General features: G+C 66.1%; 21 protein-coding genes. 14 read left to right on the forward strand and 7 right to left on the reverse strand.

Annotated features, from left to right (window positions below):
• Positions 1 to 170: 170 nt before the first annotated feature.
• Positions 171 to 1,214, reverse strand: coding sequence for an L-glyceraldehyde 3-phosphate reductase (gene mgrA / locus BO1_RS08700; RefSeq protein ID WP_028217233.1), 1,044 nt, complete (start codon positions 1,212 to 1,214; stop codon positions 171 to 173).
• 180 nt (positions 1,215 to 1,394) lie between these two features.
• On the opposite strand from mgrA, the gene BO1_RS08705 reads away from it, so the two are divergent.
• Entirely contained in the window at positions 1,395 to 1,601 is a 207-nt protein-coding gene (locus tag BO1_RS08705; RefSeq protein ID WP_028217234.1) for a DUF3185 family protein, read from the forward strand.
• A 46-nt stretch (positions 1,602 to 1,647) separates the two neighbouring features.
• On the opposite strand, the gene BO1_RS08710 is transcribed toward BO1_RS08705, so the two are convergent.
• Positions 1,648 to 2,412, reverse strand: a complete 765-nt coding sequence (locus BO1_RS08710; RefSeq protein ID WP_028217235.1) for a phytanoyl-CoA dioxygenase family protein — start codon at positions 2,410 to 2,412, stop codon at positions 1,648 to 1,650.
• A gap of 514 nt (positions 2,413 to 2,926) precedes the next feature.
• On the opposite strand from BO1_RS08710, the gene BO1_RS08715 reads away from it, so the two are divergent.
• Complete coding sequence (locus BO1_RS08715; protein ID WP_028217236.1) at positions 2,927 to 3,286, forward strand: hypothetical protein; 360 nt, start codon at positions 2,927 to 2,929, stop codon at positions 3,284 to 3,286.
• Between the two features lie 112 nt (positions 3,287 to 3,398).
• Here BO1_RS08715 and metK read toward each other — a convergent pair whose 3' ends face one another.
• Positions 3,399 to 4,586: a methionine adenosyltransferase gene (gene metK / locus BO1_RS08720; protein ID WP_028217237.1), complete on the reverse strand. Its 1,188-nt coding sequence runs from the start codon at positions 4,584 to 4,586 to the stop codon at positions 3,399 to 3,401.
• Positions 4,587 to 4,858: 272 nt separating this feature from the next.
• Between metK and BO1_RS08725 the strand changes: the two genes are divergently transcribed.
• The 5 genes from BO1_RS08725 (at position 4,859) to BO1_RS08745 (ending at position 9,785) form a co-directional block, all read left to right on the forward strand.
• Entirely contained in the window at positions 4,859 to 5,746 is an 888-nt protein-coding gene (locus tag BO1_RS08725) for a lipid A biosynthesis lauroyl acyltransferase (RefSeq protein ID WP_028217238.1), read from the forward strand.
• Positions 5,747 to 5,825: 79 nt separating this feature from the next.
• Positions 5,826 to 6,704, forward strand: coding sequence for a diaminopimelate epimerase (gene dapF, locus BO1_RS08730; protein WP_028217239.1), 879 nt, complete (start codon positions 5,826 to 5,828; stop codon positions 6,702 to 6,704).
• Between the two features lie 71 nt (positions 6,705 to 6,775).
• Entirely contained in the window at positions 6,776 to 7,459 is a 684-nt protein-coding gene (locus tag BO1_RS08735; RefSeq protein ID WP_028217240.1) for a DUF484 family protein, read from the forward strand.
• A gap of 53 nt (positions 7,460 to 7,512) precedes the next feature.
• Complete coding sequence (locus tag BO1_RS08740; RefSeq protein ID WP_028217241.1) at positions 7,513 to 8,472, forward strand: tyrosine recombinase XerC; 960 nt, start codon at positions 7,513 to 7,515, stop codon at positions 8,470 to 8,472.
• A gap of 107 nt (positions 8,473 to 8,579) precedes the next feature.
• Positions 8,580 to 9,785 carry a class I SAM-dependent rRNA methyltransferase gene (locus BO1_RS08745; protein ID WP_028217242.1) on the forward strand — a complete coding sequence of 402 codons (1,206 nt, stop codon included), beginning with the start codon at positions 8,580 to 8,582 and terminating at the stop codon, positions 9,783 to 9,785.
• 100 nt (positions 9,786 to 9,885) lie between these two features.
• Here the strand turns inward: BO1_RS08745 and BO1_RS08750 are convergent, their stop codons facing one another.
• Positions 9,886 to 11,997: a YadA family autotransporter adhesin gene (locus tag BO1_RS08750; RefSeq protein WP_028217243.1), complete on the reverse strand. Its 2,112-nt coding sequence runs from the start codon at positions 11,995 to 11,997 to the stop codon at positions 9,886 to 9,888.
• Between the two features lie 685 nt (positions 11,998 to 12,682).
• Here BO1_RS08750 and BO1_RS08755 point away from each other — a divergent pair.
• The 4 genes from BO1_RS08755 to hslU all read left to right on the forward strand — a co-directional run bounded on the left by BO1_RS08755 (position 12,683) and on the right by hslU (position 17,022).
• The gene (locus BO1_RS08755; protein ID WP_028217244.1) at positions 12,683 to 13,765 is read left to right on the forward strand and encodes a CobW family GTP-binding protein; all 1,083 of its coding nucleotides are present in this window, start codon (positions 12,683 to 12,685) and stop codon (positions 13,763 to 13,765) included.
• A gap of 639 nt (positions 13,766 to 14,404) precedes the next feature.
• Positions 14,405 to 14,824, forward strand: a complete 420-nt coding sequence (dksA, locus tag BO1_RS08760) for an RNA polymerase-binding protein DksA (RefSeq protein WP_028217245.1) — start codon at positions 14,405 to 14,407, stop codon at positions 14,822 to 14,824.
• Positions 14,825 to 15,107: 283 nt separating this feature from the next.
• On the forward strand, positions 15,108 to 15,644 hold the full coding sequence (gene hslV, locus BO1_RS08765; protein ID WP_028217246.1) for an ATP-dependent protease subunit HslV: 537 nt from the start codon (positions 15,108 to 15,110) through the stop codon (positions 15,642 to 15,644).
• Positions 15,645 to 15,672: 28 nt separating this feature from the next.
• Complete coding sequence (gene hslU, locus BO1_RS08770) at positions 15,673 to 17,022, forward strand: ATP-dependent protease ATPase subunit HslU (protein ID WP_028217247.1); 1,350 nt, start codon at positions 15,673 to 15,675, stop codon at positions 17,020 to 17,022.
• Positions 17,023 to 17,161: 139 nt separating this feature from the next.
• On the opposite strand, the gene BO1_RS08775 is transcribed toward hslU, so the two are convergent.
• Both BO1_RS08775 and BO1_RS50205 read right to left on the reverse strand, forming a co-directional pair.
• Complete coding sequence (locus BO1_RS08775; protein ID WP_028217248.1) at positions 17,162 to 17,704, reverse strand: response regulator transcription factor; 543 nt, start codon at positions 17,702 to 17,704, stop codon at positions 17,162 to 17,164.
• 17 nt (positions 17,705 to 17,721) lie between these two features.
• Positions 17,722 to 19,293 (reverse strand): ATP-binding protein, encoded by a 1,572-nt coding sequence (locus BO1_RS50205; RefSeq protein WP_084687830.1) that lies wholly within the window; start codon positions 19,291 to 19,293, stop codon positions 17,722 to 17,724.
• A 117-nt stretch (positions 19,294 to 19,410) separates the two neighbouring features.
• Between BO1_RS50205 and BO1_RS50210 the strand changes: the two genes are divergently transcribed.
• Positions 19,411 to 21,066, forward strand: a complete 1,656-nt coding sequence (locus BO1_RS50210; protein WP_043284176.1) for a hypothetical protein — start codon at positions 19,411 to 19,413, stop codon at positions 21,064 to 21,066.
• 1 nt (position 21,067) lies between these two features.
• On the opposite strand, the gene BO1_RS08790 is transcribed toward BO1_RS50210, so the two are convergent.
• Positions 21,068 to 21,298 carry a cysteine-rich CWC family protein gene (locus BO1_RS08790; protein WP_028217249.1) on the reverse strand — a complete coding sequence of 77 codons (231 nt, stop codon included), beginning with the start codon at positions 21,296 to 21,298 and terminating at the stop codon, positions 21,068 to 21,070.
• A 219-nt stretch (positions 21,299 to 21,517) separates the two neighbouring features.
• Here BO1_RS08790 and argB point away from each other — a divergent pair, with 219 nt between their 5' ends.
• Positions 21,518 to 22,417 (forward strand): acetylglutamate kinase, encoded by a 900-nt coding sequence (gene argB / locus BO1_RS08795; protein WP_028217250.1) that lies wholly within the window; start codon positions 21,518 to 21,520, stop codon positions 22,415 to 22,417.
• Positions 22,418 to 22,509: 92 nt separating this feature from the next.
• Complete coding sequence (locus BO1_RS50215) at positions 22,510 to 23,421, forward strand: pyrimidine 5'-nucleotidase (protein WP_245643737.1); 912 nt, start codon at positions 22,510 to 22,512, stop codon at positions 23,419 to 23,421.
• The last annotated feature ends 122 nt before the right edge of the window (positions 23,422 to 23,543 follow it).

The raw sequence follows: 23,543 nt of genomic DNA on the forward strand, positions 1-23,543 counted from the left end.
ACGCGACGTGAAGCGGCGCCGCCGCGTGCAAGCCAGGCCCGCGGGCGGCAGGCGTACACCACTACGCAAACGCAAAACGCATCGCCGAAAACGGAACCGCCTCGCATAAGGCGAGGCGGTTCCTGAAGCGACTGCCGGCTGAGCGAGGCAGGCGGCCGTCCGTCGTCAGGTCAGATATGCTGATCCGTCGACGGCTTTTCCCACAGGTTCAAATTGCCCTCGGTCGCGTAGCGGTCGATCTCCGCAAGCTCTTCCGTCGAAAATTCGAGGTTCTTCAGCGCGGCGACGTTCTCGCGCACCTGCTCCGCCCGGCTCGCGCCAATCAGCGCCGAGGTCACGCGGCCGCCGCGCAGCGTCCACGCGATCGCCATCTGCGCAAGGCTCTGGCCGCGGCGCTGGGCGAGCTCGTTGAGCTTGCGCACGTGCTCGATGTTCTGCGCGCTCAGGTGCTCGTTCTTGAGCGAGCCGCCGCCAGGACGGTTCACGCGCGCGTCTTCCGGCACGCCGTTCAGGTACTTGTTCGTGAGCAGCCCCTGCGCGAGCGGCGTGAACGCGATACTGCCCGTGCCGAGATCCTCGAGCGTGTCGAGCAGCTCGTGCTCGATCCAGCGGTTGAGCATGTTGTAAGAGGGCTGATGGATCAGCAGCGGCACCTTGTACCCGGCGAGCAGCTTCGCCATCTCGCGCGTCTTCGCGGCCGAATACGACGAGATGCCCACATAGAGCGCCTTGCCTTGCTGCACGGCGGTGGCGAGCGCGCCCGCGGTCTCTTCCAGCGGCGTCTCCACGTCGAAGCGGTGCGAGTAGAAGATATCGACGTAATCGAGGCCCAGGCGCTTCAGGCTCTGGTCGAGGCTCGCGAGCACGTACTTGCGCGAGCCGCCGCCCTGGCCATAGGGGCCCGGCCACATGTCCCAGCCGGCTTTCGACGAGATCAGCAGCTCGTCGCGGTAAGGACGGAAATCGTCCCTGAAAATGCGGCCGAAATTGGTTTCGGCGCTGCCGTAGGGCGGGCCGTAATTGTTCGCGAGATCGAAGTGCGTGATGCCGAGATCGAAGGCCGTGCGCAGGATTTCGCGCTGCGTCGAAATCGGCGTGGTATCGCCAAAGTTGTGCCAGAGCCCGAGCGACAGCGCCGGCAGCTTGAGTCCCGACTTGCCGCAAAAGCGGTATTGCATCTCCGAATAGCGTTCAGCAGCTGCTTCGTAGGCCATCTTTGAATCCTCGACGAAATGACGGAATAACAGGGCCCGGCGACATGCACATGCGGCGCGGGCTGTCATGGTAGCCAATCCGCGCGACGCCTGCAGATGCCCACCATGTGGGATGCGCGGATGGACGCCGCGGCGACGCTCGCCTACACTGCGGCGTTCGTCATACCCCGGGAGGTCTTCATGGTCAAAGTGATTTCGTTCGCGCTGATCGCCTGCGGCGTCGTGCTGCTCTACTTCGGCGGCCAGTCGTTTCACTCGTTCTCGAATGACGTCTCGCGTCTCGTCACCGGCGCGCCCACCGACCGCACGATGACGCTGATCGCGGCCGGCGTGGCCGCGACCATCGCCGGCATCTCCGGCCTCGCGTTTTCGGGGCGCCGGCGCTAGACGCGCGGCACCCCGGTGCGTGCGGGCATACGGCCCCGCCGCGCACTCACACCAGCTTCACTTCGGGCAGCGAGGCCGAGCGCGTGCCCGGCAACGGCACGTTGCTCGCGCCGTGGTAGGTGAACACGAGCGAGAACTTCACGTCGCCGCTGCGGTTCTGACCCGCCGAATGCAGCGTATTGCAGTGGAAGAATACGACGTCGCCCGCGTTGAGCGTGGGCGACGTCGCACGATCGATCCACGCCTGGTTCTCGGGCAGATCGGCGCGGAAGAATTTCGCGGCGTCGAAGCGCTCCGAGGTGAACGGCTCGGTATGCGAGCCCGGCACGAGCCACAGGCCGCCGTTCTCGACCGTCTCGGGCCCGAGCGCGAGCCACACCGACACCAGGTCGTCGCGCTCGAACGACCAGTAGCGCGAGTCGCGATGCCAGCCCGTGAGGCTGCCGTACATCGGGTGCTTCGTCATCATGCAGTTGTGATGGGCGCGCGAGAGCACCGGCTCTTCGCCGAAATACAGCTCCATCCAGCCTGCGATTTCGGGCGAGGTTGCCCACTCGCGAAAACGCTCATGGCGCGAGTGCGCGTCGAGCAGGCGGCGCACCGTATGGCCGCCAGGCGCCGCTTTCGACTCGGGCGCGCCGGGGTAGCGCAGATCGGCTTCGAATTCGAGCGGCGCGGCGGCCGCGTGCAACTGCTCCTGCGCCACGCGCTTGAGCTCGTCACACCGCTCGGGTGAGACGAGCCCCGGCACGACCACGAAACCGCGCTCGCGCAGCACCTGCACCTGTTCCTTTTTTGATTGGATCGACATGAGACTTCCGTTGTTCGAGGCCTGCGAGGTCCGCAGCCGCGAACGGCTGCAGCAACGGCGCCGCTTCTCGCGCGCGCCAGTCGCTCGATTGTAAGACGTGCGCGCACGCGTGGAAGGGGGGACCGCGCACAACCGTGATGCAAACGCACCGCGATGGCGCCCAGGGGCGCGATCGAGCCACGACATCTGCCTCAAATTTGAGCAGGCGCGGGTATTAACCGACTTTCGGGCGTCATGATTCGCGTGTAGTCTGCGCGCATGCAGTTTCTTCACCCAGAACATCCATCGAGCGCACGGGGCGCCGTCGAAGCCTTGTCCAGCAAGGCCTCCGCTATCCGCAGTGATCACGCAGTCCGCACCTGCGCGCGGTCACTTGCCTCGCGCACGCCGCGCGATCCATCCCGTGATATCCGCTATCGTGACCGTCCTGAAGACGGGCACGTTTGCTGCTCGAATCGATGTGCCGCGCGAAGCCTCGCGCAAGGCGCACTCCGAACCTGACACCGCACACGCCATGCATACCCTTTTCAGTACCCGCCGCATGACCCATGCCGCCCTGAAAGCGGCGCGTCCCGCCCGCCGTCACGTCGTGCGCGCGCTGCGCCACCACGCCGCTCGCACGCGCGCGCTCGGGCAACACGTGCGCGACACCCGCGCCGTGGACAGCATGCGCAGCTGGTTCCATTCGTTCTTCTCGGTGCTGCGCCTGCGCGCGGGCGCCCGCCACTTCTCGCTGCGCACGCTGCTGTACCGTCCCAATGCGACGCTGCGCGCGCTCGCGGCGCCGGCCACCGTGCACACGGCGCGCAACCCCCGCCGTCCGCGCCGCATGGGCGCCAGCAGCACGGGCTGGTTCGGCTTCGCCATGCGCTGATCAAACCCCCGCGCCAGATACGAAAAACCCCGCCGGGGCGCCTGCCCTGGCGGGGTTTTTGTTCATACGTGCAGACAAGGCCGGCGCGGGCGCCGGCCTTCGAGCGCGTGGCTTACGCGAGCGCGCCCACCGGTTCCGTGCCGGCCGCTTCGGCCAGCACGAGCGCGCGGTCGGTGGATTCCCACGAGAATTCCGGCTCTTCGCGGCCGAAGTGGCCGTAGGCAGCGGTCTTCTCGTAGACCGGACGCAGCAGGTCGAGCATCTGGATGATGCCCTTCGGACGCAGGTCGAAGTGCTCGCGCACGAGCTTCGTGATGGTGGCGTCCGAGACCTTGCCCGTGCCGAACGTGTTGACCATGACCGAGGTGGGCTGCGCCACGCCGATCGCGTACGAGACCTGGATCAGGCAGCGCGAGGCGAGGCCGGCGGCCACGATGTTCTTCGCCACGTAACGGCCCGCGTAGGCGGCCGAGCGGTCGACCTTCGACGGGTCCTTGCCCGAGAACGCACCGCCGCCGTGCGGGGCTGCGCCGCCGTACGTGTCGACGATGATCTTGCGGCCCGTGAGACCGCAATCGCCCTGCGGGCCGCCGATCACGAAGCGACCGGTCGGGTTCACGAGGAACTTGATGTCGCCCTTGATGAGCTCCGACGGGAGCACGGGCTTGATGATCTCTTCGATCACGGCTTCGCGCAGCGTGCCGAGGTCGATGTCCGGCGAGTGCTGCGTCGAGAGCACGACCGTGTCGATCGCATGCGGCTTGCCGTCGACGTAGCGCACGGTGACCTGCGACTTCGCATCCGGGCGCAGCCAAGGCAGACGGCCGTCGCGGCGCAGGTTCGACTGGCGCTCGACCAGGCGGTGCGAAAGGTGGATCGGCAGCGGCATCAGCTCGGGCGTTTCGTCGCACGCATAGCCGAACATCAGGCCCTGGTCGCCGGCGCCCTGGTCAAGGTTGTTGTCGTGCGCGCGGTCCACGCCCTGAGCGATGTCGGGCGACTGCTTGTCGTAAGCGACGAGCACCGCGCAGCCGCGGTAGTCGATGCCGTAATCGGTGTTGTCGTAGCCGATGCGCTTGATGGTGTCGCGCGCGACCTGGATGTAGTCGACGTTGGCCGTGGTGGTGATTTCGCCAGCGAGCACGACGAGACCCGTGTTGCACAGCGTTTCAGCCGCAACGCGCGAGTATTTGTCCTGCGTGAGGATGGCGTCGAGAATCGCGTCCGAGATCTGGTCGGCAACCTTGTCCGGATGGCCCTCGGAGACGGATTCAGAGGTGAAGAAATAATCGTTTGCCACGTGTAGGGCTCCTTTTAGCTGGTGACGGTTGTATTCACGTAGCCAGCTTCGGGAGCTTTGAAGCGGCGACGCTTTAGCGGATTACCTGCCCGGTTGGCGCCTGATTCGTTGACGGATGGTCACGATCGGCTGCCTGCCGGCTTCGCCCCGCAAGTTGTCTATTAACTCGGCGAAGCCCGTATTATAGCGGTTTCCCTAATTTGTCGCAGAGTCACGCCGCGTGCCGTCCATCGCCCTCTTCGCTGTATCCACGCCTGCCGAGGGAGCCGCACATGCTCGGTAAGCTCGGCTCCCGCTTCGCCATTGGCTTGCTCAAGCTGTTTGCGATCCTGCCCTATGGCTTCGTCGCCCGTCTCGGCGACGGCCTCGGGTGGCTGCTCTACCAGATCCCGAGCCGCCGCAAGCGCGTCGTCCACACCAATCTGCGGCTGTGCTTTCCCGAATGGAGCGACGAAAAGCGCGAGGAAGTCGCGGGCCAGCACTTTCGCCATGCGATCCGCAGCTATATGGAGCGCAGCGTGCAGTGGTTCGGCTCGGCGAAGAAGCTCGAAAAGCTCATCGAGCTCGACAGCGAAGTCGACCTTTCCGACCCCAACCTGCCGCCCACGCTCTTTCTCGGGCTGCACTTCGTCGGCATCGAAGCGGGCTCGATGTTCCTCAATTACTCGCTGCACCGGCCGTGCGGCTCGCTCTACCAGCCGTTCTCGAACCCCGAATTCGAAGTCGCCGCAAAAGCGGGCCGCAGCCGCTTCGGCGCGGAGATGGTGAGCCGCGCCGACAGCGCGCGCGCCGTGCTGCGCTGGCTGCGCGATAAAAAGCCCGTGATGCTCGGCGCGGACATGGACTACGGCATGCGCAACTCCACCTTCGTGCCGTTCTTTGGCGTGCCCGCGTGCACGCTGACCGCGGTGGGACGCCTCGCGAAGGTGGGCCACGCGCAGGTCGTGCCGTTTATCGGCGAGGTGCTGCCCAATTACAAGGGTTATCGGCTCAAGATCTTCAAACCTTGGGACAACTACCCCACCGGCGACGACGAACAGGATGCGCGCCGCATGAACGCCTTCCTCGAAGAGCAGATTCCGCGCATTCCCGAGCAATACTACTGGGTTCACAAGCGCTTCAAGACGCGTCCGCCCGGCGAACCGAGCGTCTATTCATAACGGCGGATACCGGCCGATACCCGCCGATAACGGCGGACAGCGCGCGGGCGTTCGCCCGCGCGTCGCTTACAATAGCGGGATGAAACTCAAGTTCACCAAGATGCACGGCGCGGGCAACGACTTCGTCGTGCTCGACGGCTTTAGCCAGCCCATCGCGCTCACGCCCGAGCGCGTGCGCGCGCTCGCCAACCGCCACTTCGGCATTGGCGCGGACCAGTTGCTGCTGGTCGAGAGACCCACCGTCGATGGCGTCGACTTCCGCTATCGCATCTTCAATTGCGACGGCGGCGAGGTCGAGCATTGCGGCAACGGCGCGCGCTGCTTCGTGAAATTCGTGCGCGACCGCGAGCTCACCGATGCGAAGCGCGTGCGCGTGCAGGTCCAGAAAGGCGTGATCACGCTCGTCATGCAGGAAAACGGCGAGGTCGTGGTCGACATGGGCAGTCCGGTGTTCGAGCCCTCGCAAGTGCCGTTCGATGCGAACGGGCTCGAAGGCCGCCGCGAAGGCAACGATACGCTCTGGCCGCTCGAGGTGAACGGCCAGACGCGCTGGATCTCGGCCGTGTCGATGGGCAATCCGCACGCGGTGCAGGTGGTCGAGGACGCCGAGGCGTTCGCCGTACTCGCCGACGGCCCCGTGATCGAGAAGCACCCGCGCTTTCCGAACAAGGTGAACGCGGGCTTCATGCAGATCGTCTCGCGCAACGAGGTGCGGCTGCGCGTCTACGAGCGCGGCGCGGGCGAGACGCTCGCCTGCGGCACGGGCGCATGCGCGGCGGTGGCGGCGGGCATTCGCCGCGGCCTGCTCGATTCGCCCGTGAAGGTGCACACGCATGGCGGCATGCTCACGATCGCCTGGGACGGCGCGCGCGACGAATCGGCCGCGCTGACGATGGCTGGCCCCGCCGCGACCGTCTTCGAAGGCGAGATCGAACTCGCCGACGATCTGCTGAACTGAGCTTTGCCGGCATCACCCGTATCCCGCATGGCGCGCCCGCGCGCCGCTTCTTCATCGAACGCGCCACCAACATGAACGATCGCGAAGTCGCCGACTATCTGCTCGCCAATCCCGATTTCTTCGTTGAGCACGCCGAACTGCTGGCCACGATCAAGCTCGGCAATCCGCACGGCAAGGCGGCCGTGTCGCTGCAGGAACGCCAGATGGAGATGCTGCGCGAGAAGAACAAGCATCTGGAGCTGCGCCTTTCCGAGCTGCTGCGCTACGGCCACGAGAACGACAGCATCGCCGCGAAAACGGTGCAGTGGGTGTCGCACGTGCTCGCCGAGCGCGACCCGCACGCCCTGCCGCGCCTGATCGCCGAGCAGCTGCGCCACGAATTCGACGTGCCGCAGGCGGTGCTGCGCCTGTGGGACGTGGCCGATGCCTATGCACAGGCGAGTTTCGCGAAGCACACGGGCGAAGAAGTCCGGCTCTACGCCAACAGCCTCGAAGTGCCGTATTGCGGCGCGAATACCGGCTTCGAAGCCGCACAGTGGCTCGAAGGCGGCGAACAGGCGCCGCAGTCGGTGGCGATCGTCGCGCTGCGCAAGCGCATGAACGCCGAAGAGCGCGATCCGAGCGGCGAAGCGTTCGGCCTGCTCGTGCTGGGCTCGCCCGACCCGCGCCGCTTTCACGATGGCATGGCCACCGACCTGCTGCGCAAGATCGGCACGCTCGCGAGCGCCGGGCTCACGCGGCTGTTGCCGCATTGACTTGCGCAGCACGCGCCTCGCAGCCGCCCTGAAGCCACGCACCAGTCCCCACCGTGAATCCGACCGACCCGATCGCCGCGTATCTCGATGAGCTCGAGCACGTGCGCCGGCTTTCGGCGCATACGCTGCGCGGCTATGCGCACGAGCTCGATGAACTGAAAAAGCTCCAGAACGGCCGGCCGCTCGAGAAAATCACCCCAACCGACGTGCGCGGCGCCGTGGCGCGCGCCCATGCGGGCGGCCTCTCGGCGCGCTCGATCGCGCATCGCCTCTCGGCCTGGCGCGCGTTCTACCGCTGGCTCGCGGGCCGCATCGAGCTCGACGCGAATCCGGTGGCCGCGGTGCGCGCGCCCAAACGCGACAAGACGCTGCCGAAGGCGCTCTCCGTCGACGACGCCGTGAAGCTCATGGAGGCGCCCGCCTCGGCCACCGATGCGGCGCATGCCGGCGAGGGCGCCGCAGGCAGTGTCGAGACGCTGCGCGATCACGCCATGCTCGAGCTCTTCTACTCGTCGGGGCTGCGCCTCGCCGAGCTCGTGGGCCTCGATGTGCGCTACGTGAAGCGCGACGGCTACGAATCGGCGGGCTGGCTCAAGCGCGACGCCGCCGAAGTGGAAGTGCACGGCAAGGGCGACCGCCACCGCCTCGTGCCCGTCGGCAAGAAGGCGCTGGAAGCCCTCGACGCCTGGCTCGCCGTGCGCGGCGCCTGGGTCAAGCACGACGACGCCCCGCTCTTCTTGTCCGTGCGCGGCAACCGCATGGCGCCTGGCGTCGTGCGCGAGCGCGTGAAGCGCGCCGCGCTGGTCGCCGGCATCCCGGCGAACGTCCATCCGCACGTGCTGCGGCACTCGTTCGCGACGCATCTGCTGCAATCGAGCGGCGATCTGCGCGCCGTGCAGGAGCTGCTCGGCCACGCGAGCATCTCGGCCACGCAGGTCTACACTTCGCTCGATTTCCAGCATCTCGCGAAGGTTTACGACAACGCGCATCCACGCGCCAAGAAGCGCGACTGATTCACCCCCGGTTCAAACGACTCACACGATTCGCACGATTCACCCGTCATTCACGCGCGCGGCACCTCTCACTGCGGCTCGCCACGACGCCAGGCATCAAATCCATCATGAATATCGTCACCCTCAAGCCGTCGAAAGAAAAATCCCTGCTGCGCCGCCATCCGTGGGTCTATGCCAACGCGATCGAGCGCGTCGAGGGCAAGCCCGCGCCCGGCGCGACCGTTCTCGTGCGCGCGCATGACGGCCGCTTCCTCGCGCGCGCCGCCTACAGCCCGCACTCGCAGATCCGCGCGCGCGTCTGGAGCTTCGACGAGAACGAGCCCATCGACCACGCATTCTTCAAGCGCCGCGTGCAGCGCGCGGTCGCGCACCGCCAGACGATGGTGAACGGCACAGGCGCGGTGCGCCTGATCTTCGGCGAGGCGGACGGCCTGCCCGGCGTGATCGTCGATTACTACAAGGAAGACGTTGCGGAGCACGCGCGCGGCCAGCTCGTCTGCCAGTTCATGGCGGCGGGCGTCGAGGCATGGAAGGAAGCGATCGTCGCGGCGCTCACGGCGGCAACGGGCTGCCCGAACGTCTACGAGCGCTCGGATGTCTCGATCCGCGAAAAGGAAGGGCTCGAGCAGATCACGGGCCTGCTGGCCGGCGACGAGCCGCCCGAGACCATCGTGACCAATGAGAACGGCGTGCGCTATCACGTGGACGTGCGCAACGGCCACAAGACCGGCTTCTACGTCGATCAGCGCGACAACCGCGCGCTCGTGCAGACCTTCGCGCAAGACCGCGACGTGCTCAACTGCTTCTGCTACACGGGCGGCTTCTCGCTCGCGGCGATGAAGGGCGGCGCCGCGCGCGTGGTGTCGATCGACTCGTCGGGCGAGGCGCTCGCCACCGCGCAGAAGAACGTGGAGGCGAACGGCTTCGACGCGGCCCGCGCGACCTGGCTCGACGCCGACGCCTTCAAGACGCTGCGCCGCCTGCACGAAGAAGGCGAGCGCTTCGACCTCGTGGTGCTCGATCCGCCCAAGTTCGCGGCCTCGCGCGAGCACGTGGACCGCGCCGCGCGCGCCTACAAGGACATCAACCTCACGGGCCTGAAGCTGCTGCGCCCGGGCGGCCTGCTCTTCACGTACTCGTGCTCGGGCGCGATCGACGCGGAGCTGTTCCAGAAGATCGTCGCGGGTGCGGCCGCCGACGCGAAGGTCGATGCGCGCATCCTCAAGCGCCTCGGCGCGGGCGTCGATCATCCGCTGCTCGCGTCTTTCCCGGAAGGCGAGTATCTGAAGGGACTGTTGCTGCAGGTTCTGTAACCGCCCGCATAAAAAAACAGGGTCTACTGCCGGAAGGCCGTAGACGCTGTGTCAAACGCCAGGTTTGCCAGCCTTGCGGCTGACTCGCGCTAGCGAGGCATTACCACTGGTAGCCCGCGCCGACCACGACGCCGGTGTTGCCCTGCGTGCTCGTGTTCGCGGCCACCTTGCCGACCCACTTGTTATTCTCGGTCACGTACGAGAAGCCCAGCGCGCCACCCGTCTGGCCGCCGTAACGGCCACCGGCCATCGCGACCATGATCTTGCCCGGCTGCGTCGGCTGCGGCAGGCCCGCGACGGCCATCGCCGCCGCCGTGCCGGCGTAGGCCTTGCGCTGCACGTCGCTGATCGAATCCTGCAGCGACGAGAGGCCCTGCGTCATCTGCGACATCTTCGAGTCGGCGTAGCTTTCCGCCTGCTGCTGCGCAGCCACGAGCTGGTTCACGTTCACAGCGTCGGTGCCTTCGGTACCGGCGGCCACGTTCGTCACCTGACGCTCACTGCCTGCCGAGCCCACCGAAACCGTGTTGGCACGATTGGCCACCGAGTTCGCACCGAGCGCAACCGAGTTGTCGGCGCTCGCTACCGCATTCGCACCGAATGCGGCCGAGCCGGCACCGCTGGCGTTGGCGTTCGCACCGAATGCGACCGTGTTGGTGCCGCTCGCGTTGGCGTTCGCACCCACTGCCGCCGAATACACGCCGCTCGCCACCGCACCTTCCGTGCTGCGGTCGCCGTAGGCGGCGATAAACGGGTTGTAGGCGCTTTCAGCCGCGCTCTGCGCGTTGTTGACGGCCGTGTTCAGGTTATCGACTGCCGAGTTGAGCTGGCCAACGTTGACCGCGTCCGTGTCGGCGACGCCCGCCGCCACATTGTGGATCGTCGTGCCGCCCGCCACGCCGTTGCCGAGCGTGAGGTTGCTGTAGTCGCTCGTGCCGTCGGCGTTCTTGTCGTACGTCACCGCAACGTTCGCCGTGCCGTCCGCAGCGATCAGACCCGAGTTCTTGAGTTGCGAGACGTTCGCCGCGTCGGTGTCGGCCGTGCCGGCCGCGACGTTGGTGATCTGGCGCTCGCTGCCCGCCGCGCCCACTGAGACGCTATCCGCGCGGTCCGCCACCGAGTTGGCGCCCAGCGCCACGGCGTTGGCCGCACTCGCCGTCGCGTTTGCGCCAAGCGCCACCGAGTTCGCAGTGCTCGCCGAAGCGTTCATGCCGAACGCCAGCGCGCCAATGCCGGAAGCCATGGCCTGCGAACCCAGCGCGATCGTATTGTCAGCCGTGGCGCTCGCACCGATGCCGGAGGCCAGCGCATTCTCGCCGCTCGCCAGCGCATTCGCGCCGAACGCCAGCGCGTTGGCGCCGGAGGCCGAAGCGCTCGAGCCCATGGCGACCGACTCGTCACCTTCGGCGCTCGCGCCGTTGCCCGACGCAACCGCATTCTCGCCGGCCGCCACCGTGTTCGCGCCCAGCGCGATCGAGCCGTTGCCCGTCGCCGAGGCGAGCGTGCCCAGCGCGATCGAATCGTCGCCTTCGGCGTCGGCAGCGATACCGGATGCGAACGAGCCCTGGCCGTTCGCCACCGCGTTGATGCCGTACGCCACCGCGCCCGCACCGTTGGCGACCGCGCCCCAGCCCTGGGCGACCGTGCCGAAGCCGTTCGCATGCGCGCCGCACCCCATGGCGATCGAGTTCTGGCCGAACGCCTGGGTAGACGCCACGCCATTGCCCGATTCCGTCACGTAGCCGGCGGTCATCGACGAGTAGCCCTTCATCCCGCTCTGGCCCGCGCCGGCGTTCGACAGGTCGTCGTAGCTGGCCGCCGAAGTCTGCACGCCAAAGCCGTAGATGCCGCCCTTGTAGTTATTGGCCGCACCGTCGCCGTACACCTTCTGCGCGTCGACGTTGGTGAGCAGGTTGCAGTCGCCATCGCCGACGATTGCGATCGAGTTGGCCGATGCCGATGCACCGATGCCACCCGAGCTGGCGCTCATGGACGCCGGGCCGGACTGGACCGACTTGCTGCCGTTGTCCGAAATCGCGACGGATGCCTGAGCCAGGTCGGACATCGCGCCCGCCGATGCCAGCAGCACACCCGCCACGAGCACGACGCCCGACTTCGCGCGCGCCGGCTTGCCGCGCGCAGCAGTCAGTTCCGATGCCGCCACCCACGTACCCAACACTTTGTTGTAGACGCTGCGATAAACCTTGTTCATATAATCCTCAAAATAATCTGCTGTAAACGCGCAATTAATCCGGCTTCTCATTAATCGAGATTCCCGGCAATTCAAACAATCCAGCATTAGCCGGCCGACTAATGAGACAGACAGCCGAATAACGCCGGCCCGATGCTCGACACACGCGAGCAATCCGGCTGGCTACTGGACATACGACGGGCGCCGCAAACACCACCGGCGTCCGTCTGAACTCCGGCACGGCGTGCGATCAACACGGCATCGGCCCTTCAGGAATGCGGCAGAGGGATTCCCCGCCAGGACCGCGCCCCGATGACCGTCACACCGACTGAGTCCGAAGGGAATCCCGTCGGAAATTGCTGCCGGTGATTGAATTAAAACCTGCCTTGGCCATGCGACGCTTTAGGACGATTTCTAAACTCTTATTTGTGTTGCAGGAATACACATTAATGAGATCCCACATTAATTTGAGATAATGCGGATGCATCGAGCACATAATGAACACCCGTATGCGGCAGGTCCAGCACTTGTGAATCGCCTGGCTGTCCATATTGAATTGGGCAGGCGCGCAGGCCGGCCTGCGGCGCTCGCCAAACGGACGGCGCGAGCGCGCACGGCCCAGATATGTTTCAATAGTTGGTTATGTTGTAACGTTCGGCTCCCGCGCCGTATCCCACCCCGATTCGAGGCACTCAAGGCAAACAGCATGATTCCCGTCACTATCCTCACCGGCTTTCTCGGCAGCGGCAAAACCACTTTGCTCAAGCGCATCCTGAACGAACCGCACGGCATGAAGATCGCCGTGATCGAGAACGAATTCGGCGAAGAGAACATCGACAACGAAATCCTCGTGCAGGACAGCCAGGAGCAGATCATCCAGATGAGCAACGGCTGCATCTGCTGCACGATCCGCGGCGACCTCGCGCGCGTGCTCGGCGACCTCGCCCAGCAAAAGCGCGACGGCAAGCTCGATTTCGACCGCGTGGTGATCGAGACCACGGGCCTCGCGAATCCGGGCCCGGTCGCGCAGACGTTCTTCATGGATAACGAGATCGCCGACGAATTCCTGCTCGACGCCATCATCACGCTCGTGGACGCCAAGCACGGCAACCATCAGCTCGACGAGCACGAAGTGGTGCAGCGCCAGGTCGGTTTCGCCGACCGCCTGTTCATCACGAAGGCCGATCTCGTCGACGAGAAGGAGCTCGACGACCTGCGCCACCGCCTCGTGCACATGAACCCGCGCGCGCAGATCCGCCAGGTGAATTTCGGCGAGGCGGACATCAAGGAAGTGTTCGACCTGCGCGGCTTCAACCTGAACGCCAAGCTCGAGATCGACCCCGACTTCCTCGCCGAAGACGATCACGCTCACGCGCATCACGATCATGATCATGATCACGCGCACGACCACGAAGACTGCGACCACGATCACGGCCAGTGCAACCACGAAGGCCACGATCACGGCCACCACCATCATCACGCGCACCACGACGACAAGATCAAGTCGTTCGTGTACCGCAGCGACCGTGCGTTCGATCCGAACCGTCTGGAGGACTTCCTCGGTGGCATCCTGCAGATCTACGGCGAGCGCCTCCTGCGCTACAAGGGCGTGCTCTACATGAAGGGCGTGGACCGCAAGGTAGTGTTCCAGGGCGTGCACCAGATGATGGGCAGCGACCTCGCCGCCAAGTGGCTGCCGATCGAGAAGAAGGGCAGCAAGATGGTGTTCATCGGCATCGAGCTGCCGCAGGACCTCATCACCGACGGCCTCGACGCCTGCCTCGCCTGACGTCGGGCGCGGCGCCATACCGACTCGCAACGCCCGGCCCGCTGCCGGGCGTTGCCGTAAACCGCGCACGGACCGCTGACCCGCCGTTTGGTGATGCGCCATGGGCGCGCCACCTGGGCCGCCCTGGTATGCGAAGTGGCTATACGCCCCCTCGGGTGCCCGCGCAAAATTGCGTTTCTCCGCTACACATGTCAAATAACGTACCCGACCATCGCTTTTTCACGATGGGCGCGTTATATTTTCTGGATATCGAACGTTGACGGAAGCCGCCAATTAAGGGATTTCCCACTTGCGGCGCGAGTTTGCGGTTCGGTTACAATACGGCCCCACTGGAAAGAGAGGCGCCCCGGAACTTCCATTTATGCGGGTTTCGGCAAGAAAATCGCCTCCCCGGCCGCGCATCGCGTCGCAGCGCGCAGCCGGTACGAAATATGCCTCAGGAGCATCTGAATAGCGGTTTCCAGAGGAGTTCGGCCCCGCAGCGGCGCTTAGGCGTCACGACAGCTCAACGTTCGTGCCCGCCGACGCGCACCTTGGCGCGATTAAGCGCGCGGTAAAGTGGGAGAGGCCACTGCGGGCAACACAAAAGTGCAGGCAAGATGTGCCAGTTTTGCCTCACTCATTGAAGAAGCAAGCCAGATGACGACGAAACGACTCTTGACCGAAGCCGAAATCCTGAAGATGAGCGACAAGGATTACATGAACGAGGATCAGCTCGCCTTCTTCAAAAACCGGCTCGAACAGCTGCAGGCGGAAATTCTCCGCAATGCAGGCCAGACTACCGAGAATCTGCGCGAGACGGTAATCGTGCCGGATCCGGCCGACCGCGCGACGATCGAAGAAGAGCATGCGCTCGAGCTGCGCACGCGCGACCGCGAGCGCAAGCTGCTGAAGAAGGTGCAGCAATCGCTCGCCCGCATCGATGCGGGCGACTACGGCTGGTGCGAGGAAACCGGTGAGCCGATCGGCGTTCCGCGTCTACTCGCACGCCCCACCGCCACGCTCTCGCTCGAGGCGCAGGAGCGCCGCGAGCTGCGCCAGAAGCTGTTCGGCGACTGATTGGCTGCCGGCGCCGCCGCGCGGCGCGTGCCGGATTTTTCTGCCTTCCTTGTCGAAGCGCACGGAGTCCCGTGCGCTTTTTTGTTTGCGCTCGCCCACGCTTATCCCGAAATCTGCGCCGCGAGCCCTTGAACTGCCCGCCGTCGCCCTAAACTTCTACCGACACGCCCGCCCGCGCGCCCCGCGCCGCGAGCGGCGCGTACCGAATCCGACACTGCGGCGCGGCTGCACAGACCGCGTCGTTCCAGTCTCTGCCTGGCATCAACGGTAAAAAGGAACGCACATGGAGCAATTTCACGGCACGACGATCGTTTCCGTGCGGCGCGGCGACAAGGTCGCGCTCGGCGGCGACGGCCAGGTCACGCTCGGCAACATCGTCATGAAGGGTGGCGCGAAGAAGGTCCGGCGCATTTACGGCGGCAAGGTGATGGTGGGCTTCGCGGGCGGCACGGCCGATGCGTTCTCGCTGCTCGACCGCTTCGAAGCCAAGCTCGAAAAGCATCAGGGCAATCTCACGCGCGCGGCCGTCGAGCTCGCGAAAGACTGGCGCACCGACCGCATGCTGCGCCGCCTCGAAGCCATGCTGATCGCCGCCGACGCGCAAACCACGCTCGTCATCACCGGCAACGGCGACGTGCTCGACCCCGAAGAAGGCATCTGCGCGATCGGCTCGGGCGGTGCCTATGCGCAGGCCGCGGCCCGCGCGCTCATCGAGAACACCGAGCTTTCGCCGCGCGAGATCGTCGAAAAGTCGCTCGAGATCGCGGGCGACATGTGCATTTACACGAATCACAACCGCGTGATCGAAACCATCGAGTAACCCGCCGCACAGACGAGAAGGAATCAGGATGAGCACCATGACCCCCGCCGAGATCGTCTCGGAACTCGACAAGCACATCATCGGCCAGGCCAACGCGAAGAAGGCCGTGGCCGTCGCGCTGCGCAACCGCTGGCGCCGCCAGCAGGTGGCCGATCCGCTGCGCCAGGAAATCACGCCGAAGAACATCCTCATGATCGGGCCGACGGGCGTCGGCAAGACCGAAATCGCGCGGCGTCTCGCGAAGCTCGCGGACGCGCCCTTCATCAAGATCGAAGCGACCAAGTTCACCGAAGTGGGCTACGTGGGCCGCGACGTGGACAGCATCGTGCGCGACCTCATCGAAATCTCGGTGAAGCAGACGCGCGAATCGGAAATGCGCAAGGTGCGCAGCAAGGCCACCGATCAGGCCGAAGACCGCATCCTCGACATCCTGCTGCCGAGCGCGCGGCCGGTGGGCTTCGGCTCTTCCGCGTCCGATACGAGCCACGGCGAAGGCGACAACGCCACGCGTCAGACCTTCCGCAAGCGCCTGCGCGAAGGCCAGCTCGACGACAAGGAAATCGAGCTCGACGTGGAGCAGCCGCAAGTGGGCATGGACATCATGGGGCCGCCGGGCATGGAAGACATGACCGAGCAGATCCGCTCGATGTTCGCCAATCTCGGCGGCGGCAAGAAGATGCGCCGCAAGCTCAAGGTGAAGGAAGCCCTCAAGGTCCTCACTGACGAAGAAGCGGCCAAGATGCTCAACGACGAAGAGGTCAAGGCCAAGGCCGTGCAGAATGTCGAGCAGAACGGCATCGTGTTCCTCGACGAAATCGACAAGATCGCCTCGCGCAACAACGAAGGCAGCGGCGGCGAAGTCTCGCGCCAGGGCGTGCAGCGCGATCTGCTGCCGCTCGTGGAAGGCACGACCATCAACACGAAGTACGGGATGGTGAAGACCGATCACGTGCTGTTCATCGCGAGCGGCGCGTTCCATCTCTCGAAGCCGAGCGATCTGATCCCCGAGCTGCAGGGCCGCTTTCCGATCCGCGTCGAACTCGATTCGCTCTCCGTCAAGGACTTCGAAGCCATTCTGGTCGCCACCGACGCGAGCCTCGTCAAGCAGTACCAGGCGCTGCTCGCCACGGAAGACGTGCAGCTCGACTTCGCGGAAGACGGCATTCGCCGGCTCGCGGAAATTGCCTTCTCCGTGAATGAGAAGACCGAGAACATCGGCGCGCGCCGTCTCTATACGGTCATCGAAAAACTGCTGGAAGACGTGTCGTTCGCGGCCGGCAATCATGCGGGCCAGAGCGTGACGATCGACGCCGCCTATGTCGACAAGGCGCTCGGCGAAGTCGCACAGGACGAAGACCTGTCGCGGTACGTGCTGTAACGGTGCGAATGCGACGCGCTAGTCGCGCGAACTGAAGCCTGCCGCGTGCAGGCGAGAATGAAATAAGGGGCTCCGCGCCAACGCCGAGCCCCTTTTCTTTTGTGTGCCGCCTGTGCGCGCCTGGCGCGCCTTTACGCGCTCACTGACGCACCGGCCGCTTCGCGAGCTTGCGCTGCAGCGTGCGCCGATGCATGTTGAGCGCGCGCGCCGTGGCCGAGATGTTACCGCCGTGCTCGGCCAGCACGCGCTGGATGTGCTCCCATTCGAGGCGCGCAACCGAAAGCGGCGCGGGATGCTCGATGGCCGCATCGGCCTGCAGCGCACTCGCATCGCCCTGCAACGCGGTGAGGATCATTTCCACGTTCGCAGGCTTGGCGAGATAGTTGTCCGCGCCATCCTTCACGGCCTGCACCGCCGTGGCGATGCTCGCGTAGCCGGTGAGCACGAGCATGCGCGCGTCGGGCTGCAGGTTGCGCAACGGCGCAATCAGCGAGAGACCCGAGTCGTTGCCGAGATGCAGGTCGACGGTGATCTGCGCGAACTTCTGCTGATTCGCGAAACGGATCGCTTCTTCGGCGTTGTGCGCCTGTTGCACCTGGTAGCCGCGTCGCGTGAGGCCGCGCGTGAGGATGTCGGAAAACACTTCGTCGTCGTCGATCACCAGGAAATTCATATCGCTCATACTGCTTCTCCGTGTTGTCAGCCGGCGTCGGGCCGGCCTGGTCCTTCGCCTCGTCCAATTTCCGAACTCTCGGCCGCGCCGCCGCCGCGCGCCGCCCCGCTCGACTGAGCCGCCGGGATCGCCCCGCCCACCCGGGCCTCGGCCTCCGTCTTCACCGGCACGTGCAGCACCGCACGCGTGCCGCGCGACTTGTGTGCGCGCGCGCCGGAGGTTGCTGCGCCCGTGACTGGGGGCTCCCGCGTACCTGCGTGGGACGCCCCAGCGCCAGACACGGCGGCGCCACCCGAGGTTGCGGGGTCCGCGGCAGCAGCGCCCGGCGCTGCGGCGCCCGGCGCACCGGTGCTCACTGCAGCGGCACCCGACGCAGCGGCGCCCGACGCAACGGCGCCCGACGAAATATCGGCGAGATCGATCGAACCGCCCAGCCGCGCCGCGGACGAAAACGCGAGATACAAGCCCACGCCGTGACCGCCCTGCGTGCTTTCCACGGGGGCCGCGCCCAGCGACGCGCGTAGCGACGCCGGGATGCCCGGCCCCGCATCGCAGACTTCGAAATCGATATAGCCCGCGCGCGAGCCCGGATACGCGCGCAGCGTCACGAAATCGCGGCTCGCGCGCGCGGCGTTGTCGAGCAGGATCGTGAGGATCTGGCCAACCGCGACGGCATCCTCGATGTACAGGTCAGAAGGCGTATTGCCAGGCAGTTCGAACTTCACGTGCGGATGGCGCAAACGCCATTGCTCGACGAACGGCCCGAGCCATTCGCTCACGGCCTGGAGGCTGCCTGTGGACGACGCGCGGCTGCGCAGCCGCGCGAGCGCCGAGGTGCACAGCGTGATCTGCTGGTCGAGCAGCTCGAGGTCGGCGCCATACGGCGCGAGACCTTTGTCGGTGCGTGCGATGTCGCGCAACTCCTCGGTGAGCATGGCGATGCTCGAGAGCGGCGTGCCGATCTCGTGCGCGACGGTGGCCGCCTGCACCCCGAGCGCGACCGCGCGCTCGTCGCGCAAGAGGCGCTGCTGAGCGTCGGCGAGCGCGGCTTCGCGCTGGCGCAGCGCGCGCGACATGCGCGCGACGAACCACACGATGAGCGCCACGCTCACCATGAAGTTCACCCACATGCCCGCACGGTAGTAATCGAAGAGATTCGCGGGATTGTCGAGGTTGAGCGGGACGTTGTCGAAGCCGAGCAGTACGTAACAAGCGACGGCAAACGACGCGAGCCACGCGGTGAGATACCACGGCAGCACCGCGGCCGCGATGGCGAGCGACGGCAGATAAAGCGAGACGAACGGATTGGTCGTGCCGCCCGAGAGGAACAGCAGCGCGGAGAGCGCGCCGAGGTCGACCCAGATCTGGCCGAACAATTCGAGATTGGATTCGGGGCGGTCTTGCGTGACGCGCAGCCAGGTGACGCCGTTGAACGCCACTTCCATGGCGATCACGAACAACATGGCGGGCAGCGGCAATTGCACGCCGAAAAAGAATTGCACGAAGGCGATCGTGCAGAGCTGGCCAATAATGGCGAGACTGCGCAGCCAGAACAAATGGCTGAGATTGACGCTAGCACTGACGGTTATGCGATGCATGGTGCCAGTTTACCTGTTCGGACTCGTCTGATTCATTATCTTGAAAAGGTTTGCTTCAATCTAAGTCATCCACCCGCTACATGAGAAGCGGCGTATTCCGGCAAGGCAGAAGACACGATGCAGACTCCGCTTTCTGACACGCTTGCGCGTACGCGTGAGCTATTCCTCGATTTCGTCGACACCGCAACGAGTGACGCAACCGGCACCACCGACACGGCAGCCCACGAGCTGCTCGCCAGGACACGCGCCTCGCTGCGAGGCTTGCACGACGATGCGCTCATGCTCATCGCAGCAGGCGCTCGAGATCCTGCACTGGCCGCCGAGGCCATACGCCTGAGCGCCGCAATCGCGAGGCTCGAGCCGCAGCGCGCCGCCGCATGGTTCGCCGCGGGTCTCGCACTGCAATTCGCCAACCGCCACGCCGACGCGATAGAACCTTACCGCCGAGCACTCGCAATCGAGCGAACGTTTCCAAATCTGCGTAACAATCTTGCCGGCGCATTGATGCAAATCAAATCAGATAGCCGTGAAGTCCTCGCGCTGCTCGAAGAGACGGTCGCAGCGGAACCCAACAATGCCAATGCCTGGATCAACCTCGGCCGGGTGCTGCCCACCGACACCGACGTGACGCGCCCGCTCGAGGCGAGTCGCCGCGCGCTCGCACTCGCCCCGCATAGCGCACTGGCCGCGAACAACTACGCGATGGCGTGCAGGGAAGCCCAGCAATGGGACGAAGCCGAGCAGGCCGCACGCGGCGCATGCCAGTATGCGCCGAACGACGCATCGATACGCTTGAACCTGTCGATGATCGAGCTCATGCGCGGCAACTTCGCCGAAGGCTGGCGCGGACACGAGGCGCGCTGGCAAGGGGCAAGCGAGCTGGCCGCGGGCCGCCCGGTCTTCCCCAAGCCCGAATGGCGCGGTGAGCCGCTGGCCGGCCGCACGTTGCTCGTGTGGGGCGAACAAGGCAAGGGCGACCTGCTGCAGTTCTGCCGCTATGTGCCGATGCTCGCCGAGCGCGTGCATCGCGAAGGCGGCCGGCTCGTCTGGAATTCGTTCCCGCAAATGGGCGCGTTGCTCTCGCGCAGCGTCGGCAGCCATTGCGATCTGTACTGCGCCGGCGGCGGCGTCGAGGCGTTGCCGCCCTACGACTGCGAAGTCTCGCTGCTGAGCCTGCCGCTGATTTTTGGCACGCGCGAGGGGACGATCCCGGGCCCGGCGCGCTATCTCGCGCCGGAGCCCGCGGCGGCGGCGCGCTGGCGCGAGCGGCTCGCGGGAGAGCGGCGCCTGAAGGTCGGGCTCGCCTGGACGGGCAGCCTCACGCACAAGCGCAATCCGTTCCGGCGCGTCGGGCTCGAGCGCTTTGCGGCTCACTTCGCGGGCATCGCCGACGCGGCGTTCTATTCGCTGCAACCGGGTGCGCAGGCCGACGTCGAGGCCGCGCGCGCGGCCGGCTTCGAGATCGCGGACTTCAGCGCCGAATGGCACACCTTCGACGGCACCGCCGCATTCGTCGACGCGCTCGATCTCGTGATCTCGGTCTGCACCTCGAGCGCGCATCTGGCGGGCGCGCTCGGCCAGCGCACGTGGGTGCTGCTGGACGTGAATCCGCATTGGGTCTGGGAGCTGGAGCGGCGCGACAGCCCCTGGTATCCGCACACGACGCTGTATCGGCAGAAGCGGTTCCGGGAGTGGGAGCCGGTGCTCGACGACGTGAGCGCCGACTTGCGCAAGCTCGCCGTCGAACATCGGGCGCTGCAGGCAGCGCAATAACTCAGCGGCCCTCGCCGGTGTTGTGCGGCGCAGCACCCGCAGCGACGGCGGCGGCGAGGCACTCGGGGCACAGGCAGCGTCCGCGCGGGTCGAGCTGGCTCGCCGGCACGGCGGGCAGCGACTTGCACCAGCATTCGAACGGCTCGGTGTGCCTGCCGCAGTCGAAGGCATTGCCGCAACGCGGGCAACGTGCGCGCTTGATGGCGTGGGCGGGACTTGCGGGGGCGGTCATGGTGGCGCGCTCCTGGCGAGGCCGGATTCAGCGATGGGAAAATGATGCCACAGGACGGCGCCGGCGCCCGCAGTTCACCCGGCGCTCGCCCACCCACCCTCTCGAAAACCCTGCTGCACCGCGCCAGTCCTGTACAATTCGGCCTGTTTCAGCCGCGCTTTCGCGAGCGCGCCTGGTTCCGCCGTTTTTCACCCTGTTCTCCTGTCCAGTCCCGCCGCCATGTCCGAGCCCATCGACCTCTCGCAGATCGCGCCCACCCTGAAAGCCGAAATCCTGGCCGAAGCGCTGCCCTATATCCGCCAGTACCACGGCAAGACCATCGTCATCAAGTACGGCGGCAACGCCATGACCGAAGAGCGGCTCAAGCAGGGCTTCGCTCGCGACGTCATCCTGCTCAAGCTCGTGGGCATCAATCCGGTCATCGTGCACGGCGGCGGCCCGCAGATCGACACGGCGCTCAAGAAGATCGGCAAGCAAGGCACCTTCATCCAGGGCATGCGCGTCACGGACGAAGAAACCATGGAAGTCGTCGAGTGGGTGCTCGGCGGCGAGGTGCAGCAGGACATCGTCACGCTCATCAATCACTTCGGCGGCCACGCGGTCGGCCTGACCGGCAAGGACGGCGGCCTGATCCACGCGCGCAAGCTGATGATGCCGGACCGCGACAACCCGGGTCAGTACATCGACATCGGCCAGGTGGGCGAAGTCGAGGCGATCAACCCGGCCGTCGTGAAGGCGCTCCAGGACGACGCGTTCATTCCGGTGATCTCGCCGATCGGCTTCGGCGAGGACGGCCTCTCGTACAACATCAACGCGGACCTCGTCGCGGGCAAGCTCGCGGTCGTGCTCAACGCCGAGAAGCTCGTGATGATGACCAACATCCCCGGCGTGATGGACAAGGCGGGCAACCTCCTCACCGACCTTTCCGCACGCGAGATCGACGCCCTCTTCGAGGACGGCACGATCTCGGGCGGCATGCTGCCGAAGATCTCGTCGGCGCTCGACGCGGCCAAGAGCGGCGTGCGCTCCGTGCACATCATCGACGGCCGCATCGAGCACTCGGTGCTGCTCGAAATCCTGACCGAGCAGCCGTTCGGCACGATGATCCGCTCGCACTAAAATCCAGACTGGGTGCGCTGCCCGCCGGTGGCCCGCGCGGCCACCCGGGCCTCGCCTGCGGCGTGCAGGCTCGCGCTTCGCCTGCTTTTCGCATGATGAACGTTTCACGCCCGCCTCGCCGCCGGCCGCAACACGCCCGGCGCACCTTGCTAGCCGCGCCGGCGTCGCGTCCCGCGCGTGGGACGGGCTATGGCGCCCCCGGCGATGTGGGCCTGGGCTACGGCGGCCCCGCCGATCGCGCCCCGAGCTGTGGCGCCCCCAGCGATCGCGCCCCGGTCTGTGGCGCCCCCACCTTACGCGGCCCGAGCTACGGCGCCCCCGTCTGGCTCTTCGACCTCGACAATACGTTGCACGGCGCCTCGCGCGCGATCTTCCCGGCCATCAACCGCGGCATGACGCAGTACATCGTCGACGCGCTCGGCGTGAGCCTCGACGTCGCGAACCATCTGCGCACGAGCTACACGCACCGCTACGGCGCGGCGCTGCTGGGTCTCACGCGCCATCACCGGATCGATGCGCACGATTTCCTCAAGGTCGTGCACACCTTCGACGACCTGCACGCGATGCTGCACGCCGAGCGCGGCCTCGCGCGCACGCTCGCGGCGCTGCCCGGCCGCAAGATCGTGCTGACCAACGGCCCCACGGACTACGCGCACGCGGTGCTCGCGGCGCTCGGCATCGAGCGGCAGTTCGAGCGCGTCGTGGCCATCGAGCACATGCGCACGCGCGAGCGCTGGCGCGCCAAGCCCGATTCCGCGATGCTGCGCAAGACGCTGCGCGATGTGGGCGTCGCGTTCGCCGACGCGATCCTCGTCGAGGACACGCGCGGGCATCTGAAGCGCTACCGGCGCCTCGGCATCCGCACGGTCTGGATCACGGGGCATCTGCCCACGCGCATGGCGCGCAACGGGCGCCCTCACTATGTCGATCATTGCGTTCGTTCGCTAAAATCGCTGACGCGCGGCCTGCGAAGCGGCGCATTGCGCAGCCGATCACGCGCTTGAGCGTCTGCGCGCATAAAAGCAACGAGAAAACCGCAAAGTAGCAGCGAATCCGGAGCCGCAGCACCTCCGGAGCGACAATAAACGGCAAGACTCAAGCGGCCGGGCGGGATTGCAGCCCGCCA

Source organism: Paraburkholderia oxyphila NBRC 105797 (genome assembly GCF_000685075.1).
Classification (GTDB): Bacteria; Pseudomonadota; Gammaproteobacteria; order Burkholderiales; family Burkholderiaceae; genus Paraburkholderia; species Paraburkholderia oxyphila.

What these genes read in the sequence shown, in the direction of transcription:
- mgrA (WP_028217233.1), bottom strand. Translation starts at nt 1,214, where the DNA reads ATGGCCTACGAAGCAGCTGCTGAACGCTATTCGGAGATGCAATACCGC.
- BO1_RS08705 (WP_028217234.1), top strand. Translation starts at nt 1,395, where the DNA reads ATGGTCAAAGTGATTTCGTTCGCGCTGATCGCCTGCGGCGTCGTGCTG.
- BO1_RS08710 (WP_028217235.1), bottom strand. Translation starts at nt 2,412, where the DNA reads ATGTCGATCCAATCAAAAAAGGAACAGGTGCAGGTGCTGCGCGAGCGC.
- BO1_RS08715 (WP_028217236.1), top strand. Translation starts at nt 2,927, where the DNA reads ATGCATACCCTTTTCAGTACCCGCCGCATGACCCATGCCGCCCTGAAA.
- BO1_RS08725 (WP_028217238.1), top strand. Translation starts at nt 4,859, where the DNA reads ATGCTCGGTAAGCTCGGCTCCCGCTTCGCCATTGGCTTGCTCAAGCTG.
- dapF (WP_028217239.1), top strand. Translation starts at nt 5,826, where the DNA reads ATGAAACTCAAGTTCACCAAGATGCACGGCGCGGGCAACGACTTCGTC.
- BO1_RS08735 (WP_028217240.1), top strand. Translation starts at nt 6,776, where the DNA reads ATGAACGATCGCGAAGTCGCCGACTATCTGCTCGCCAATCCCGATTTC.
- BO1_RS08745 (WP_028217242.1), top strand. Translation starts at nt 8,580, where the DNA reads ATGAATATCGTCACCCTCAAGCCGTCGAAAGAAAAATCCCTGCTGCGC.
- BO1_RS08750 (WP_028217243.1), bottom strand. Translation starts at nt 11,997, where the DNA reads ATGAACAAGGTTTATCGCAGCGTCTACAACAAAGTGTTGGGTACGTGG.
- BO1_RS08755 (WP_028217244.1), top strand. Translation starts at nt 12,683, where the DNA reads ATGATTCCCGTCACTATCCTCACCGGCTTTCTCGGCAGCGGCAAAACC.
- dksA (WP_028217245.1), top strand. Translation starts at nt 14,405, where the DNA reads ATGACGACGAAACGACTCTTGACCGAAGCCGAAATCCTGAAGATGAGC.
- hslV (WP_028217246.1), top strand. Translation starts at nt 15,108, where the DNA reads ATGGAGCAATTTCACGGCACGACGATCGTTTCCGTGCGGCGCGGCGAC.
- hslU (WP_028217247.1), top strand. Translation starts at nt 15,673, where the DNA reads ATGAGCACCATGACCCCCGCCGAGATCGTCTCGGAACTCGACAAGCAC.
- BO1_RS08775 (WP_028217248.1), bottom strand. Translation starts at nt 17,704, where the DNA reads ATGAGCGATATGAATTTCCTGGTGATCGACGACGACGAAGTGTTTTCC.
- BO1_RS50205 (WP_084687830.1), bottom strand. Translation starts at nt 19,293, where the DNA reads ATGCATCGCATAACCGTCAGTGCTAGCGTCAATCTCAGCCATTTGTTC.
- BO1_RS50210 (WP_043284176.1), top strand. Translation starts at nt 19,411, where the DNA reads ATGCAGACTCCGCTTTCTGACACGCTTGCGCGTACGCGTGAGCTATTC.
- BO1_RS08790 (WP_028217249.1), bottom strand. Translation starts at nt 21,298, where the DNA reads ATGACCGCCCCCGCAAGTCCCGCCCACGCCATCAAGCGCGCACGTTGC.
- argB (WP_028217250.1), top strand. Translation starts at nt 21,518, where the DNA reads ATGTCCGAGCCCATCGACCTCTCGCAGATCGCGCCCACCCTGAAAGCC.
- BO1_RS50215 (WP_245643737.1), top strand. Translation starts at nt 22,510, where the DNA reads ATGATGAACGTTTCACGCCCGCCTCGCCGCCGGCCGCAACACGCCCGG.